The organism is Plantactinospora sp. B5E13, assembly GCF_039871775.1.
Classification (GTDB): domain Bacteria; phylum Actinomycetota; class Actinomycetes; order Mycobacteriales; family Micromonosporaceae; genus Plantactinospora.
The window spans coordinates 38,752-50,448 of record NZ_JBDPLT010000010.1 but is presented as its reverse complement, the minus strand read 5'-3'; the positions used below and the strand labels follow the sequence as shown (position 1 = coordinate 50,448).

Sequence of the window (11,697 nt, the reverse complement as noted above, 5' to 3'; positions counted from 1 at the left end):
CTATCCGCCGTACGAGCGCAGGGCGTCGATCGCCCGGACGGTGACGTCCTCCACCGGCCCGGTCGCGTCGATCCCGACGAGCTTGCCCTGCGCGCCGTAGTAGTCGATCAGCGGAGCGGTCTTGCTCGCGTACTCCCGGAGCCGCTCGGCGATGGTCTCCGCCTTGTCGTCGTCGCGCTGGAAGAGCTCGCCGCCGCACCGGTCACAGATCCCCGGCGTGGTGGTCGGGTCGAACTCGACGTGCCAGATCTTCTGGCAGCCCCGGCAGGTACGCCGACCGGAGAGCCGCCGGATCACCTCGTCGTCGTCGACCACCAGCTCCAGGACCAGATCCAGGGCGGTGCCCAGGTCGGCCAGGAGCTTGTCCAGCGCAGCGGCCTGCGGAGTCGTCCGGGGAAAGCCGTCGAGCAGGAAGCCCTCGGCGGCGTCCGGCTCGGCGAGCCGGTCCCGGACCATGTTGATCGTCACCTCGTCGGGCACCAGCTTGCCGGCGTCCATGTACCGCTTCGCCTCGACCCCGAGCGGGGTCCCCTGGCTGACGTTCGCCCGGAAGATGTCCCCGGTCGAGATCTTCGGCACGGCGAGGTGGGCGGCGATGAACTCGGCCTGGGTCCCCTTGCCCGCCCCGGGGGGACCGACCAGAACGAGTCGCATCTACCGCAGGAACCCTTCGTAGTTCCGCTGCATGAGCTGGCTCTCGATCTGCTTCACCGTCTCCAGGCCGACGCCGACCATGATCAGAACGGCCGTGCCACCGAACGGGAAGTTCTGGAACTGCTGGTTGTCCAGCCAGATGAAGAAGAAGTTCGGCAGGACGGCCACGAGACCCAGGTAGAGCGAGCCCGGCAGGGTGATCCGGCTCAGGATGAAGTCGAGGTAGTCAGCGGTGGGCTTGCCCGGCCGGATACCCGGCACGAACCCGCCGTACTTCTTCATGTTGTCCGCGACCTCGGTCGGGTTGAACGTGATCGAGACGTAGAAGTACGTGAAGAAGATGATCAGCAGGAAGTAGACGATGATGTACGTCGGGCTGTCCGGCTGCACCAGGTGGTTCTGCACCCAGGTCTGCCAACCGTTCAGGTTGTTCTGGTCGAAGAACTGGAGCAGCAGCGTCGGCAGGTAGAGCAGCGACGAGGCGAAGATGACCGGGATGACACCGGCCTGGTTCACCTTCAGCGGGATGTACGTGGAGGTGCCGCCGTACATCCGCCGGCCGATCATGCGCTTCGCGTACTGGACCGGGATCCGCCGCTGCGCCTGCTCGATGAAGACCACCAGGGTGATGACGACCAGGACCAGGACCAGAACCAGGGCGAACATCCCCCAGCCCTTGTTGTTCTTGATCGTCCAACCCTCGCTGGGCAGCCGCGCCGCGATCGAGGTGAAGATCAGCACGGACATGCCGTTGCCGACGCCCCGGTCGGTGATCAGCTCGCCCAGCCACATCACCACACCGGTGCCCGCAGTCATCGTGATGACCAGGACAGTGACGGTCAGCCAGCTCGGCAGCCCGGTCCCCTCGGGGATGATCGGGAACTCCTGGCACATGCCGTTGAAGAGCTGCCCGGAGCGGGCCAGCGCCACGAACGCGGACGCCTGCAGGACGCCGAGGCCGAGAGTCAGGTAACGGGTGTACTGCGTGATCTTCGCCTGACCCGCCTGGCCCTCCTTGCGGAGCTGCTCCAACCGGGGAATGACCACGGTGAGCAGCTGAAGGATGATCGAGGCGGTGATGTAGGGCATGATGCCCAGCGCGAAGACCGACAGCGACAGCAGCGCGCCACCGGAGAAGAGGTTGAGGAGGTTGAAGACCCCGTTACCCTCCCCCGTCTCCATGGTCTGGATGCACTTCTGCACGTTGCCGTACGAGACACCCGGACTGGGCAGGGTCGCGCCGAGCCGGTAGACCGCGATGATGGCTACTGTAAACAGCAGCTTCTTGCGCAGGTCAGGCGTGCGGAACGCACTGAGAAAGGCGGAGAGCAACTTCTTCCTCCTGCGCGAGGCGGGCCGCCGCTGGTGCGTGGCGGGACGGGGTGGTGTCGGGCGATCGGCCCGAAACCCATGCTGGGATCGGACTCTAACAGTCCGGCGCGCTCTCGGGCAGATCCACCCGGGAGCATTCACCGGCTCCGATATTAGCGGGGCGAACGAGCCCCCCAGTAGACCGGGGCGCCCGCCAGTTGCTCAAGAACTGGACGAGCGCCACGACCCGTCGTCTTACAGCTCGGTGACCGAGCCACCGGCAGCGGTGACCTTCTCCTTGGCCGACGCGCTGAACGCGTGCGCCGACAGCTGGAGAGAGACGCCACCCAGGTCCCCGGTACCGAGGACCTTCACCGGCTGACCCTTGCGGACGGCGCCGGCCTCGACCAGCTCCGCCGGCCCGACCTGGCCGCCCTGCGGGAACAGCTCGGCCAGCCGGTCCAGGTTGACCACCTGGTACACGACCTTGAACTTGTTCTTGAAGCCCTTCAGCTTCGGCAGCCGCATGTGGATGGGCATCTGCCCACCCTCGAACGCCGCCGAGATGTTCTTCCGGGCCTTGGAACCCTTGGTACCTCGACCGGCGGTCTTGCCCTTGGAGCCCTCACCGCGACCCACCCGGGTCTTCGCGGTCTTGGCGCCGGGAGCCGGACGCAGGTGGTGGACCTTGATCGTCATTAGTCGACCTCCTCGACCTTCACGAGGTGGCTCACGGTGAAGATCATGCCCCGGATCTCGGGACGGTCCTCCTTGACCACCACGTCGTTGATCCGCTTGAGACCGAGCGACCGCAGCGACTCACGCTGGTTGTGCTTGGTCCCGATGCCGGACCGGACCTGGGTGACCTTCAGGCGCGCCATCAGGACGTCACCCCCGCCTGGGTCGCGAGCATGGCGGCCGGCGCCACGTCCTCGACCGGCAGACCCCGCCGCTTCGCGACCGCCTCCGGCGACTCCAGCCCCTTCAGGGCCGCGACGGTGGCGTGCACGATGTTGATCGGGTTGGACGAACCGAGGCTCTTGGAGAGCACGTCGTGGATACCCGCGCACTCCAGGACGGCACGCACCGGACCACCGGCGATGACACCCGTACCGGCGCTGGCCGGCTTGAGCAGCACCACGCCGGCGGCGTCCTCGCCCTGCACCGGGTGCGGGATCGTGGAGGCGATGCGCGGCACCTTGAAGAAGTGCTTCTTGGCCTCCTCGACACCCTTGGCGATCGCCGCGGGCACCTCCTTGGCCTTCCCGTAGCCGACCCCGACCGTACCGTCGCCGTCGCCCACGATCACCAGGGCGGTGAAGCTGAAGCGACGACCACCCTTCACGACCTTCGCGACCCGGTTGATGGCGACGACCCGCTCAAGATGCGGCGTCTTCTCGGCGGGCGCGTTTCCGCGACCGCCCTCACGGCGGTTGTCGCGGCGACCACCCTCGTTGCCACCGGACCCGCCGCCACGGCGCTGTTGACCTGGCATCAGCAGCCTTCCTCTCTCTTCGTGACGGGGTTAGAACTCGAGCCCGGCTTCACGGGCAGCGTCGGCCAGCGCGGCGATCCGCCCCGCGTACTTGTTACCTCCGCGGTCGAAGACGACCTTGGAGATACCCGCGGCCTTGGCCCGCTCGGCGAGCAGCGTCCCGACCTTGCCGGCCAGGGCGCTCTTGTCGCCCTCGGCGCCACGGATCGAGGCGTCCAGGGTCGAGGCCGACACCAGGGTGTGCCCCCGGTTGTCGTCCACGATCTGGGCCACGATGTGCCGCAGCGAACGGGTGACGACCAGACGCGGCCGCTCGGCGCTGCCGAACACGGTCTTGCGGACCCGGAAGTGCCGACGCGCCCGCCCGACGGCGCGCTGGGCGGCGACGCCGCGACGGCGCTTGAGCAGCGTGGCGGTCACTTCTTACCTGCCTTTCTCCCGGCCTCGCGGCCGGCGGATGCCCTCGCCCTGGCGTTCGTGGCGGTCACTTCTTGCCCGCCTTTCCAGCCTTGCGGCGGATGACCTCGCCCTGGTACTTGACGCCCTTGCCCTTGTACGGCTCCGGCGGGCGGATCTTCCGGATGTTGGCGGCTACCTCGCCGACCTGCTGCTTGTCGATCCCGCTCACGTGGAACAACGTGGGCCGCTCGACGGTGAAGGTGATCCCGTCCGGGGCCTTCACCTGCACCGGGTGCGAGAACCCGAGCGCGAACTCGAGGTCGCTGCCCTTGGCGGTCACCCGGTAACCGGTGCCGGCGATCTCGAGGGTCTTGCGGTACCCCTCGGTCACGCCGACGATCATGTTGGCCACCAGGGTCCGGCTCAGGCCGTGCAGCTCCTTGGCGCGCCGCTCGTCGTTCGGCCGGCTGACGTGCAGCTGGCCGTCCTCGCCCCGCTCCGCCGTGATCGGCTCGGCCAGGGTGTGCGACAGCTCGCCCTTCGGGCCCTTGACCTTGACGGTCGCACCGTCGATGGTCACCTCGACACCGGTCGGCACCGGGATCGACTTACGTCCAATACGCGACATTTCTCTTCTCCCGTTACCAGACGAAGGCGAGGACTTCCCCGCCAACGCTCCGCTTGCGGGCCTGCCGGTCGGTCAGCAGCCCCTGGGACGTCGAAATGATCGCCACGCCCAGTCCGCCGAGCACCCGGGGGAGCCCGTCCGACTTGGCGTACACCCGCAGACCGGGCTTGGACACGCGCTTGATGCCGGCCAGGCTCCGCTCCCGGTTCTGGCCGTACTTCAGCTCGACGACCAGTCGCTTGCCGACGGTGCCCTCTTCGGGCTCCTCGACCGACCAGGTGGCGATGTAACCCTCGGCCTTGAGGACCTCGGCGATGTTCGCCTTGATCTTCGAGTAGGGCATCGTCACCCGGTCGTGGTACGCCTGGTTGGCGTTACGCAGACGCGTCAGCATGTCTGCGATCGGGTCGGTCATCGTCATGGATCTCGTCAGCCTTTCTCGCCGGGGTTCCCGGGGCGTTGGCCCGGGCCTACGGCGTTGCGATCCTCGCCCCGACCTTCAGTCGGGACGCGGCTGGGCCCTACCAGGGCGCTCCACCGGAATCGGGTGGGGCGCAGCGTCACCAGGAAGCCTTCGACACACCGGGCAGCTCGCCCCGGTGGGCCATCTCCCGGATGCACACCCGGCAGAGGCCGAACTTGCGGTAGACCGCCTTCGGCCGCCCGCACCGCTGGCAGCGGGTGTACGCGCGAACCGAGAACTTCGGCTTCGCGGCCGCCTTGAGGATCAGCGCCTTCTTCGCCATTCGCTCAGTTCTCCTTGAACGGGAAGCCCAGGAGCTTGAGCAGCGCCCGGCCCTCGTCGTCGGTCGTGGCCGTGGTGACCACCGTGATGTCCATGCCCCGTACCCGATCGATCCGGTCCTGGTCGATCTCGTGGAACACCGACTGCTCGGTCAACCCGAACGTGTAGTTGCCGTGCCCGTCGAGCTTGCGCCCGTCCAGGCCGCGGAAGTCACGGATACGCGGCAGCGCGATCGACAGCAGCCGGTCCAGGAACTCCCACATCCGGTCGCCCCGCAGGGTGACCTTCGCGCCGATCGGCATGCCCTCGCGGAGCTTGAACTGCGCGATCGACTTCCGGGCCCGCCGCACCTGCGGCTTCTGCCCGGAGATGGTGGCCAGGTCCCGGACGGCGCCGTCGATCAGCTTCGCGTCCCGGGCGGCCTCGCCGACGCCCATGTTGATGACGATCTTCACCAGGCCGGGTACCTGCATGGGGTTCCCGTAGCCGAACTGCTCACGCAGCTGCCCGGCGATCTCGTTGCGGTACCGCTCCTTGAGCCGCGGCATCGTCTTCGTTTCGGTTGCCGTCATCACAGGTCCTTACCGGTGCTGCGCGCGATGCGGACCTTCTGGCCGTTGTCGTCGATCCGGTACCCGACCCGGGTCGGGTTGCCGTCGGAGTCCAGGACCTGCACGTTCGAGACGTGGATCGGGGCCTCCTGGGTGACGATGCCACCGGTCTTCGCACCGCGTTGGGTGGTGGTCACACGGGTGTGCTTCTTGATCCGGTTCACGCCCTCGACCAGAACCTTGTCCTGCCGCGGGTAGGCCGCGATGACCTTGCCCTTGGCGCCCTTGTCCTTGCCGGCGATGACGACGACCGTGTCGCCCTTCTTCACCTTCACGGCTACAACACCTCCGGGGCGAGCGAGATGATCTTCATGAACCGCTTGTCCCGCAGCTCCCGGCCGACCGGGCCGAAGATACGGGTACCACGCGGGTCGCCACCGTCCTTGATGATCACGGCGGCGTTCTCGTCGAACCGGATGTACGAGCCGTCCGGCCGCCGCTTCTCCTTCGCGGTACGGACGACAACCGCCTTGACGACGTCGCCCTTCTTCACGCCCGCGCCGGGGATGGCGTCCTTGACCGTGGCCACGATGACGTCGCCGATGCTCGCGTACCGCCGACCGGAGCCACCGAGCACCCGGATGCACAGGATCTCCCGGGCACCCGTGTTGTCGGCGACACGCAGTCGCGACTCCTGCTGAATCACGTCAATCTCCTATGTCTGCCAGTTCTCAGCCGGCGGCCTCCCCGACCGCACCTCCCGGACACGGGAGGGAGGGCCGGCTGAGCTTGGCGGAACCCTGAGCCTGCGGTACGGCTCTTACTTGGCCTTCTCGAGGATCTCCACGACCCGCCACCGCTTGGTGGCGGAGAGCGGACGGGTCTCCATGAGCAGCACCCGGTCGCCCACGCCGCACGCGTTCTGCTCGTCGTGCGCCTTCAGCTTGCTGGTGCGGCGCATGACCTTGCCGTACAGCGCGTGCTTGACCCGGTCCTCAACCTCGACGACCACGGTCTTGTCCATCTTGTCGCTGACCACGAGTCCCTCGCGAACCTTGCGCTGGGCCCGCGGCGTCGCGGTGGTGGTGGTCTCTTCACTCATGATGCAGTCACCTCAGTCGGCGCGGCCGAAAGCCCCAGTTCGCGCTCACGCATGATCGTGTAGATCCGGGCGATCTCCCGACGGATGACCTGCAGCCGGCGGTTGTTGTCCAGCTGCCCGGTCGCCGCCTGGACGCGCAGGTTGAACAGCTCCGCCTTGGCCTCCCGCAACCTGCTGACCAGCTCCTCTTCGGAGAGTTCACGCAGCTCGCCGGCCTTCACGCCCGCGGCCATCAGCTTTCACCCACTTCGCGCGTAACAATGCGGCACTTCATCGGGAGCTTGTGGATCGCGCGACGCATCGCCTCTCGCGCGACCTGCTCGTTGGGGAAGGACATCTCGAAGAGCACCCGCCCCGGCTTCACGTTGGCGACCCACCACTCGGGCGAGCCCTTACCGGAACCCATCCGGGTCTCGGCGGGCTTCTTGGTCAGGGCCTGGTCCGGGAAGACCGTGATCCAGACCTTGCCACCACGCTTGATGTGCCGGGTCATCGCGATACGGGCCGACTCGATCTGCCGGTTCGTCACGTACGCGGGCTCGAGCGCCTGGATTCCGAACTCGCCGAACACCACCCGGTTGCCGCCCTTCGACGCGCCACTGCGGTCGGGGTGGTGCGGCTTGCGGAAGCCCTTCGGGGGCTTACGCGGCATCAGCATCTGTCAGCCCTCCTGCGCTGAGCTGTCCGTTCCGGCGGAGCCCGCCGGAGTCGCCGCGGCGGAACCCGCTGCGGCGCTGTCGTTCGTGGCCTCGGCGGAGATCTCCGCCTGGGCCGCCCGGCCGGCCTCGGTCCCGCCGGGAGTGGTGCCGGACGAGCCGGACCGACCACGACGCGGCCGGTCGGGACGGTCGCCCCGCTCCCGGCGCGGACGCGCCGGACCCGCCTCGGCCGGAGCCTCCCGGCCCGGTACGGCGTCGCCCTTGTAGATCCAGACCTTCACGCCGATCCGGCCGAAGGTGGTCCGGGCCTCGAAGAAGCCGTACTCGATGTTGGCCCGCAGCGTGTGCAGCGGTACCCGACCCTCACGGTAGAACTCGGTCCGGCTCATCTCCGCGCCGCCGAGACGGCCGGAGACCTGCACCCGGATGCCCCGCACGATCGGGTTCTTCATCGCCGACTGCATGGCCTTGCGCATCGCCCGCCGGAAGCTGACCCGGCTGGAGAGCTGCTCGGCCACGCCCTGCGCGACCAGCTGCGCGTCCGACTCCGGGCTCTTCACCTCGAGGATGTTGAGCTGCACCTGCTTGCCGGTGAGCTTCTCGAGCCGACCCCGGATCTTGTCGGCCTCCGCACCCTTACGGCCGATGACGATGCCCGGCCGGGCGGTGTGGATGTCGACCCGGACCCGGTCGCGGGTCCGCTCGATGTCGACCTTGGAAATACCCGCGCGCTCCAGACCGGTCGACATCATCCGACGGATCTTGACGTCCTCGGCGATGTAGTCCTTGTAGAGCTTGTCCGCGTACCACCGGGACTTCCAGTCGGTCGAGATGCCGAGCCGGAACCCGTGCGGGTGAACCTTCTGCCCCATTACTCGGCACCCTCCGTCTTGCTCTGCTGCGTCTCGGCGGCTCCGGTCTCGGCCGCCGGAGCGGTCGACTTGGCCGGGGCGGCCTTCTTCGCGGCCCGCCGGGCCGGCGTCGCCGGCGCCACGGCCTCGACCACGATGGTGATGTGACAGGTCCGCTTGCGGATCCGGTACGCCCGGCCCTGGGCCCGCGGCTGGAACCGCTTCATCGTCGGGCCCTCGTCCACGAACGCCTCGCTGACGAGCAGCGCGTCGGGGTCCAGCCGCTCGTTGTTCTCCGCGTTGGCGATCGCGCTCGCGAGCACCTTGTAGACCTGCTCACTCGCCGCCTGCGGCGCGAACTGCAGCACCGTGAGCGCCTCCTTCGCGGGCAGACCGCGGACGAGGTTGATCACCCGGCGCGCCTTGGTCGGCGAGATGCGCACGTGTCGCGCAACCGCCCGCGCGCCCGGAAGCACCGGAGCGTCGCCCTTTACTGGCATCGCTGAAACCCCTTGATCCTTTATCCGTGGTCGGCGCTCAGCGCCGGCGGCTCTTCCGGTCGTCCTTCTCGTGACCCTTGAACGTGCGGGTCAGCGCAAACTCGCCGAGCTTGTGCCCGACCATCGCCTCGGTGACGAACACCGGGACGTGCTTGCGCCCGTCGTGCACGGCGATCGTGTGCCCCAGCATCTCGGGGATGATCGTCGAACGGCGCGACCAGGTCTTGATGACGTTCTTCGAGCCCTTCTCGTTCTGCGTCTCCACCTTCTTGAGCAGGTGGTCGTCGACGAACGGGCCCTTCTTCAGGCTGCGAGGCATGTCTTATCTCCCTTAGCCGCGCTTACGGGTGGCGTAGCGGCGGCGGACGATGAGACGGTCGCTCGCCTTGCCCTTACGACGGGTGCGGCCCTCGGGCTTACCCTGCGGGTTCACCGGGTGGCGACCACCGGAGGTCTTGCCCTCACCACCACCGTGCGGGTGGTCGACCGGGTTCATCGCCACACCACGGACGGTCGGGCGCTTGCCCTTCCACCGCATCCGGCCGGCCTTGCCCCAGTTGATGTTGGACTGGTCGGCGTTGCCGATCTCGCCGATCGTCGCCCGGCAACGGACGTCGACCCGCCGGATCTCGCCGGAGGGCATCCGCAGGGTGGCGTACGCCCCCTCGCGGCCCAGCAGCTGGATGCCGACGCCGGCCGACCTGGCCAGCTTGGCGCCACCGCCCGGGCGCAGCTCCACCGCGTGGATGGTGGAACCGACCGGGATGTTGCGCAGCGGCAGGTTGTTGCCGGGCTTGATGTCGGCACCCGGACCGGACTCGACCGGGTCACCCTGCTTGAGGTCCTTCGGCGCGATGATGTAGCGCTTCTCGCCGTCGGCGTAGTGCAGCAGTGCGATCCGCGCGGTGCGGTTCGGGTCGTACTCGATGTGCGCGACCTTCGCCGGCACGCCGTCCTTGTCGACCCGCTTGAAGTCGATCAGGCGGTACTGGCGCTTGTGCCCGCCGCCGTGGTGCCGCGTGGTGATCCGGCCGTGGGCGTTACGCCCGCCCTTCTTCGGCAACGGAGCCAGCAGCGACTTCTCCGGGGTCGACCGGGTGATCTCAGCGAAGTCGGCGACGCTGGAGCCACGCCGGCCCGGCGTCGTCGGCTTGTACTTACGGATAGCCATTGTCTATACCCCTCAGCTGACCGGCCCGCCGAAGGCCTCGATGCGGTCACCGTCGGCCAGCTTCACCATCGCCCGCTTGGTGTCCTTGCGCTTCCCGAACCCGGTACGGGTCCGCTTGCGCTTGCCCTCACGGTTGAGCGTGTTGACCGTGATGACCCGGACGTTGAAGATCTGCTGGATCGCGATCTTGATCGCGGTCTTGTTGGCGTCCGGGTGCACCAGGAAGGTGTACCAGTTCTTGTTGAGCTCGCTGTAGCTCTTCTCCGAGACGACCGGCGCGATGATGATGTCCCGCGGGTCGGCGATCGTGGTCACTTGTCGCTCTCCTCACCCTGCGCCCCACCGCGGCGACCCAGGAACTCGTCCAGGGCGTCCCGGGTGAAGACCACGTCGTCGGCGACCAGCACGTCGTACGTGTTGAGCTGGCCGGCCTCCAGCAGATGCACGCTCACCTCGTTGCGCAGCGACAGCCAGTTCAGCTCGTCGGTGCTGCTGAGCACGACCAGCACCCGCCTGGCCTGGCTGACCTTGCGCAGCGTGGCGACGGCGCCCTTCGTCGACGGCTTGTCACCGCTGACGAAGGTCTCCACCACGTGCAACTGGCCGTTGCGGGCCCGGTCGGAGAGGGCACCGCGCAGCGCGGCCGCCTTCATCTTCTTCGGGGTCCGCTGGCTGTAGTCCCGCGGGACCGGCCCGTGCACGACGCCACCGCCGGCGAACTGCGGCGCGCGGATCGAACCCTGCCGGGCCCGACCGGTGCCCTTCTGCTTGTACGGCTTCTTGCCGCCACCCGCGACCTCGCCCCGGGTCTTGACCTTGTGCGTGCCCTGCCGCGCGGCGGCAAGCTGCGCAACCACGACCTGGTGCATCAGCGGGATGTTGGCCTGCACGTCGAAGACCTCGGCGGGCAGCTCGACCGAGCCGCTCTTGGTGCCCTCGGCGGTCAGTACGTCAACCGTGCTCACTTCGCCTCTCCGCCCTTCTTCGCGGCGGCCTTGGCCGCCGAGCGGACCAGCACCAGCGCGCCCTTGGGACCGGGGATGGCACCGCGAACCAGCAGCAGGTTGTTCTCCGGGTCGACCGCCTGGACGGTCAGGTTCTGGGTGGTGAACCGCACGCCACCCATCCGACCGGCCATCCGGACGCCCTTGAAGACGCGACCCGGGGTGGCGCAGGCGCCGATGGAGCCCGGCGAGCGGTGCTTACGCTCGACACCGTGACCCGCGCCCAGACCGCGGAAGCCGTGCCGCTTCATGACACCGGCGAAGCCCTTGCCCTTGGTCCGGCCGGTGACGTCGATCGTCGTGCCAGCGGCGAACGTCTCGACGTTCACCTCCTGGCCCAGCTCGTACTCGGCGGCGTCGGTGGTGCGCAGCTCGACGATGTGCCGGCGCGGCGCCACGTTGGCCTTGGCGTAGTGGCCGCTGACCGGCTTCTTGACCTTGCGCGGGTTGATCGCGCCGTACGCCAGCTGGACCGCGGAGTAGCCGTCCTTGTCAGCGGTGCGGATCTGGGTCACGACACACGGCCCGGCCTGCACCACCGTCACCGGGACAACACGGTTGTTGTCCCAGACCTGGGTCATGCCGAGCTTGGCGCCCAGGATGCCCTTCACTTGCCTGTCCATTAGT

At 68.2% G+C, this 11,697-nt stretch carries 22 protein-coding genes; all 22 read right to left on the bottom strand.

The annotated features are described in order from the left end of the window. Complete coding sequence (locus ABGB05_RS11835) at window positions 1–654, bottom strand: adenylate kinase (protein WP_331215504.1); 654 nt, start codon at window positions 652–654, stop codon at window positions 1–3. Further along, on the bottom strand, window positions 655–1,986 hold the full coding sequence (gene secY, locus ABGB05_RS11830; RefSeq protein ID WP_347653291.1) for a preprotein translocase subunit SecY: 1,332 nt from the start codon (window positions 1,984–1,986) through the stop codon (window positions 655–657). Between the two features lie 234 nt (window positions 1,987–2,220). Continuing rightward, window positions 2,221–2,664 carry a 50S ribosomal protein L15 gene (gene rplO, locus ABGB05_RS11825; protein WP_347653290.1) on the bottom strand — a complete coding sequence of 148 codons (444 nt, stop codon included), beginning with the start codon at window positions 2,662–2,664 and terminating at the stop codon, window positions 2,221–2,223. Then, window positions 2,664–2,846, bottom strand: a complete 183-nt coding sequence (rpmD, locus tag ABGB05_RS11820) for a 50S ribosomal protein L30 (RefSeq protein WP_331215502.1) — start codon at window positions 2,844–2,846, stop codon at window positions 2,664–2,666. Before rpmD ends, rplO begins: the two co-directional genes overlap by 1 nt. Further along, window positions 2,846–3,460 carry a 30S ribosomal protein S5 gene (gene rpsE / locus ABGB05_RS11815; RefSeq protein WP_331215501.1) on the bottom strand — a complete coding sequence of 205 codons (615 nt, stop codon included), beginning with the start codon at window positions 3,458–3,460 and terminating at the stop codon, window positions 2,846–2,848. The genes rpmD and rpsE overlap by 1 nt, the downstream gene beginning before the upstream one ends. Window positions 3,461–3,490: 30 nt before the next feature. Continuing rightward, on the bottom strand, window positions 3,491–3,880 hold the full coding sequence (gene rplR / locus ABGB05_RS11810) for a 50S ribosomal protein L18 (RefSeq protein ID WP_347653289.1): 390 nt from the start codon (window positions 3,878–3,880) through the stop codon (window positions 3,491–3,493). A 64-nt stretch (window positions 3,881–3,944) separates the two neighbouring features. Continuing rightward, complete coding sequence (rplF, locus tag ABGB05_RS11805; RefSeq protein ID WP_347653288.1) at window positions 3,945–4,487, bottom strand: 50S ribosomal protein L6; 543 nt, start codon at window positions 4,485–4,487, stop codon at window positions 3,945–3,947. A 13-nt stretch (window positions 4,488–4,500) separates the two neighbouring features. Continuing rightward, entirely contained in the window at window positions 4,501–4,908 is a 408-nt protein-coding gene (gene rpsH / locus ABGB05_RS11800; RefSeq protein ID WP_347653287.1) for a 30S ribosomal protein S8, read from the bottom strand. A gap of 139 nt (window positions 4,909–5,047) precedes the next feature. Beyond that, complete coding sequence (locus tag ABGB05_RS11795; protein ID WP_007073023.1) at window positions 5,048–5,233, bottom strand: type Z 30S ribosomal protein S14; 186 nt, start codon at window positions 5,231–5,233, stop codon at window positions 5,048–5,050. 4 nt (window positions 5,234–5,237) lie between these two features. Next, the gene (gene rplE / locus ABGB05_RS11790; protein ID WP_347653286.1) at window positions 5,238–5,804 is read right to left on the bottom strand and encodes a 50S ribosomal protein L5; all 567 of its coding nucleotides are present in this window, start codon (window positions 5,802–5,804) and stop codon (window positions 5,238–5,240) included. Further along, entirely contained in the window at window positions 5,804–6,118 is a 315-nt protein-coding gene (gene rplX / locus ABGB05_RS11785) for a 50S ribosomal protein L24 (protein WP_347653285.1), read from the bottom strand. The genes rplE and rplX overlap by 1 nt, the downstream gene beginning before the upstream one ends. 2 nt (window positions 6,119–6,120) lie before the next feature. Next, window positions 6,121–6,489, bottom strand: a complete 369-nt coding sequence (gene rplN / locus ABGB05_RS11780) for a 50S ribosomal protein L14 (protein ID WP_007073026.1) — start codon at window positions 6,487–6,489, stop codon at window positions 6,121–6,123. A 114-nt stretch (window positions 6,490–6,603) separates the two neighbouring features. Then, window positions 6,604–6,885 carry a 30S ribosomal protein S17 gene (rpsQ, locus tag ABGB05_RS11775; RefSeq protein ID WP_347653284.1) on the bottom strand — a complete coding sequence of 94 codons (282 nt, stop codon included), beginning with the start codon at window positions 6,883–6,885 and terminating at the stop codon, window positions 6,604–6,606. Continuing rightward, window positions 6,882–7,118, bottom strand: a complete 237-nt coding sequence (rpmC, locus tag ABGB05_RS11770) for a 50S ribosomal protein L29 (protein ID WP_331215496.1) — start codon at window positions 7,116–7,118, stop codon at window positions 6,882–6,884. The genes rpsQ and rpmC overlap by 4 nt, the downstream gene beginning before the upstream one ends. Continuing rightward, on the bottom strand, window positions 7,118–7,543 hold the full coding sequence (rplP, locus tag ABGB05_RS11765; protein ID WP_347653283.1) for a 50S ribosomal protein L16: 426 nt from the start codon (window positions 7,541–7,543) through the stop codon (window positions 7,118–7,120). Before rplP ends, rpmC begins: the two co-directional genes overlap by 1 nt. Before the next feature lie 3 nt (window positions 7,544–7,546). Beyond that, window positions 7,547–8,416 carry a 30S ribosomal protein S3 gene (gene rpsC / locus ABGB05_RS11760; protein WP_347653282.1) on the bottom strand — a complete coding sequence of 290 codons (870 nt, stop codon included), beginning with the start codon at window positions 8,414–8,416 and terminating at the stop codon, window positions 7,547–7,549. Further along, window positions 8,416–8,895: a 50S ribosomal protein L22 gene (gene rplV, locus ABGB05_RS11755; protein ID WP_347653281.1), complete on the bottom strand. Its 480-nt coding sequence runs from the start codon at window positions 8,893–8,895 to the stop codon at window positions 8,416–8,418. Before rplV ends, rpsC begins: the two co-directional genes overlap by 1 nt. Before the next feature lie 37 nt (window positions 8,896–8,932). Next, window positions 8,933–9,214, bottom strand: coding sequence for a 30S ribosomal protein S19 (gene rpsS, locus ABGB05_RS11750; RefSeq protein WP_091290357.1), 282 nt, complete (start codon window positions 9,212–9,214; stop codon window positions 8,933–8,935). A 12-nt stretch (window positions 9,215–9,226) separates the two neighbouring features. Then, on the bottom strand, window positions 9,227–10,066 hold the full coding sequence (rplB, locus tag ABGB05_RS11745) for a 50S ribosomal protein L2 (RefSeq protein WP_347653280.1): 840 nt from the start codon (window positions 10,064–10,066) through the stop codon (window positions 9,227–9,229). Between the two features lie 12 nt (window positions 10,067–10,078). Then, the gene (gene rplW, locus ABGB05_RS11740) at window positions 10,079–10,381 is read right to left on the bottom strand and encodes a 50S ribosomal protein L23 (RefSeq protein WP_347653279.1); all 303 of its coding nucleotides are present in this window, start codon (window positions 10,379–10,381) and stop codon (window positions 10,079–10,081) included. Further along, window positions 10,378–11,031: a 50S ribosomal protein L4 gene (gene rplD / locus ABGB05_RS11735; protein WP_347653278.1), complete on the bottom strand. Its 654-nt coding sequence runs from the start codon at window positions 11,029–11,031 to the stop codon at window positions 10,378–10,380. The genes rplW and rplD overlap by 4 nt, the downstream gene beginning before the upstream one ends. Next, window positions 11,028–11,693, bottom strand: coding sequence for a 50S ribosomal protein L3 (rplC, locus tag ABGB05_RS11730; protein WP_347653277.1), 666 nt, complete (start codon window positions 11,691–11,693; stop codon window positions 11,028–11,030). Before rplC ends, rplD begins: the two co-directional genes overlap by 4 nt. Window positions 11,694–11,697: the final 4 nt, after the last annotated feature.

What these genes read in the sequence shown, in the direction of transcription:
- ABGB05_RS11835 (WP_331215504.1), bottom strand. Translation starts at nt 654, where the DNA reads ATGCGACTCGTTCTGGTCGGTCCCCCCGGGGCGGGCAAGGGGACCCAG.
- rplO (WP_347653290.1), bottom strand. Translation starts at nt 2,664, where the DNA reads ATGACGATCAAGGTCCACCACCTGCGTCCGGCTCCCGGCGCCAAGACC.
- rpmD (WP_331215502.1), bottom strand. Translation starts at nt 2,846, where the DNA reads ATGGCGCGCCTGAAGGTCACCCAGGTCCGGTCCGGCATCGGGACCAAG.
- rpsE (WP_331215501.1), bottom strand. Translation starts at nt 3,460, where the DNA reads ATGCCAGGTCAACAGCGCCGTGGCGGCGGGTCCGGTGGCAACGAGGGT.
- rplF (WP_347653288.1), bottom strand. Translation starts at nt 4,487, where the DNA reads ATGTCGCGTATTGGACGTAAGTCGATCCCGGTGCCGACCGGTGTCGAG.
- rpsH (WP_347653287.1), bottom strand. Translation starts at nt 4,908, where the DNA reads ATGACGATGACCGACCCGATCGCAGACATGCTGACGCGTCTGCGTAAC.
- ABGB05_RS11795 (WP_007073023.1), bottom strand. Translation starts at nt 5,233, where the DNA reads ATGGCGAAGAAGGCGCTGATCCTCAAGGCGGCCGCGAAGCCGAAGTTC.
- rplE (WP_347653286.1), bottom strand. Translation starts at nt 5,804, where the DNA reads ATGACGGCAACCGAAACGAAGACGATGCCGCGGCTCAAGGAGCGGTAC.
- rpsQ (WP_347653284.1), bottom strand. Translation starts at nt 6,885, where the DNA reads ATGAGTGAAGAGACCACCACCACCGCGACGCCGCGGGCCCAGCGCAAG.
- rpmC (WP_331215496.1), bottom strand. Translation starts at nt 7,118, where the DNA reads ATGGCCGCGGGCGTGAAGGCCGGCGAGCTGCGTGAACTCTCCGAAGAG.
- rplP (WP_347653283.1), bottom strand. Translation starts at nt 7,543, where the DNA reads ATGCTGATGCCGCGTAAGCCCCCGAAGGGCTTCCGCAAGCCGCACCAC.
- rpsC (WP_347653282.1), bottom strand. Translation starts at nt 8,416, where the DNA reads ATGGGGCAGAAGGTTCACCCGCACGGGTTCCGGCTCGGCATCTCGACC.
- rplV (WP_347653281.1), bottom strand. Translation starts at nt 8,895, where the DNA reads ATGCCAGTAAAGGGCGACGCTCCGGTGCTTCCGGGCGCGCGGGCGGTT.
- rpsS (WP_091290357.1), bottom strand. Translation starts at nt 9,214, where the DNA reads ATGCCTCGCAGCCTGAAGAAGGGCCCGTTCGTCGACGACCACCTGCTC.
- rplB (WP_347653280.1), bottom strand. Translation starts at nt 10,066, where the DNA reads ATGGCTATCCGTAAGTACAAGCCGACGACGCCGGGCCGGCGTGGCTCC.
- rplC (WP_347653277.1), bottom strand. Translation starts at nt 11,693, where the DNA reads ATGGACAGGCAAGTGAAGGGCATCCTGGGCGCCAAGCTCGGCATGACC.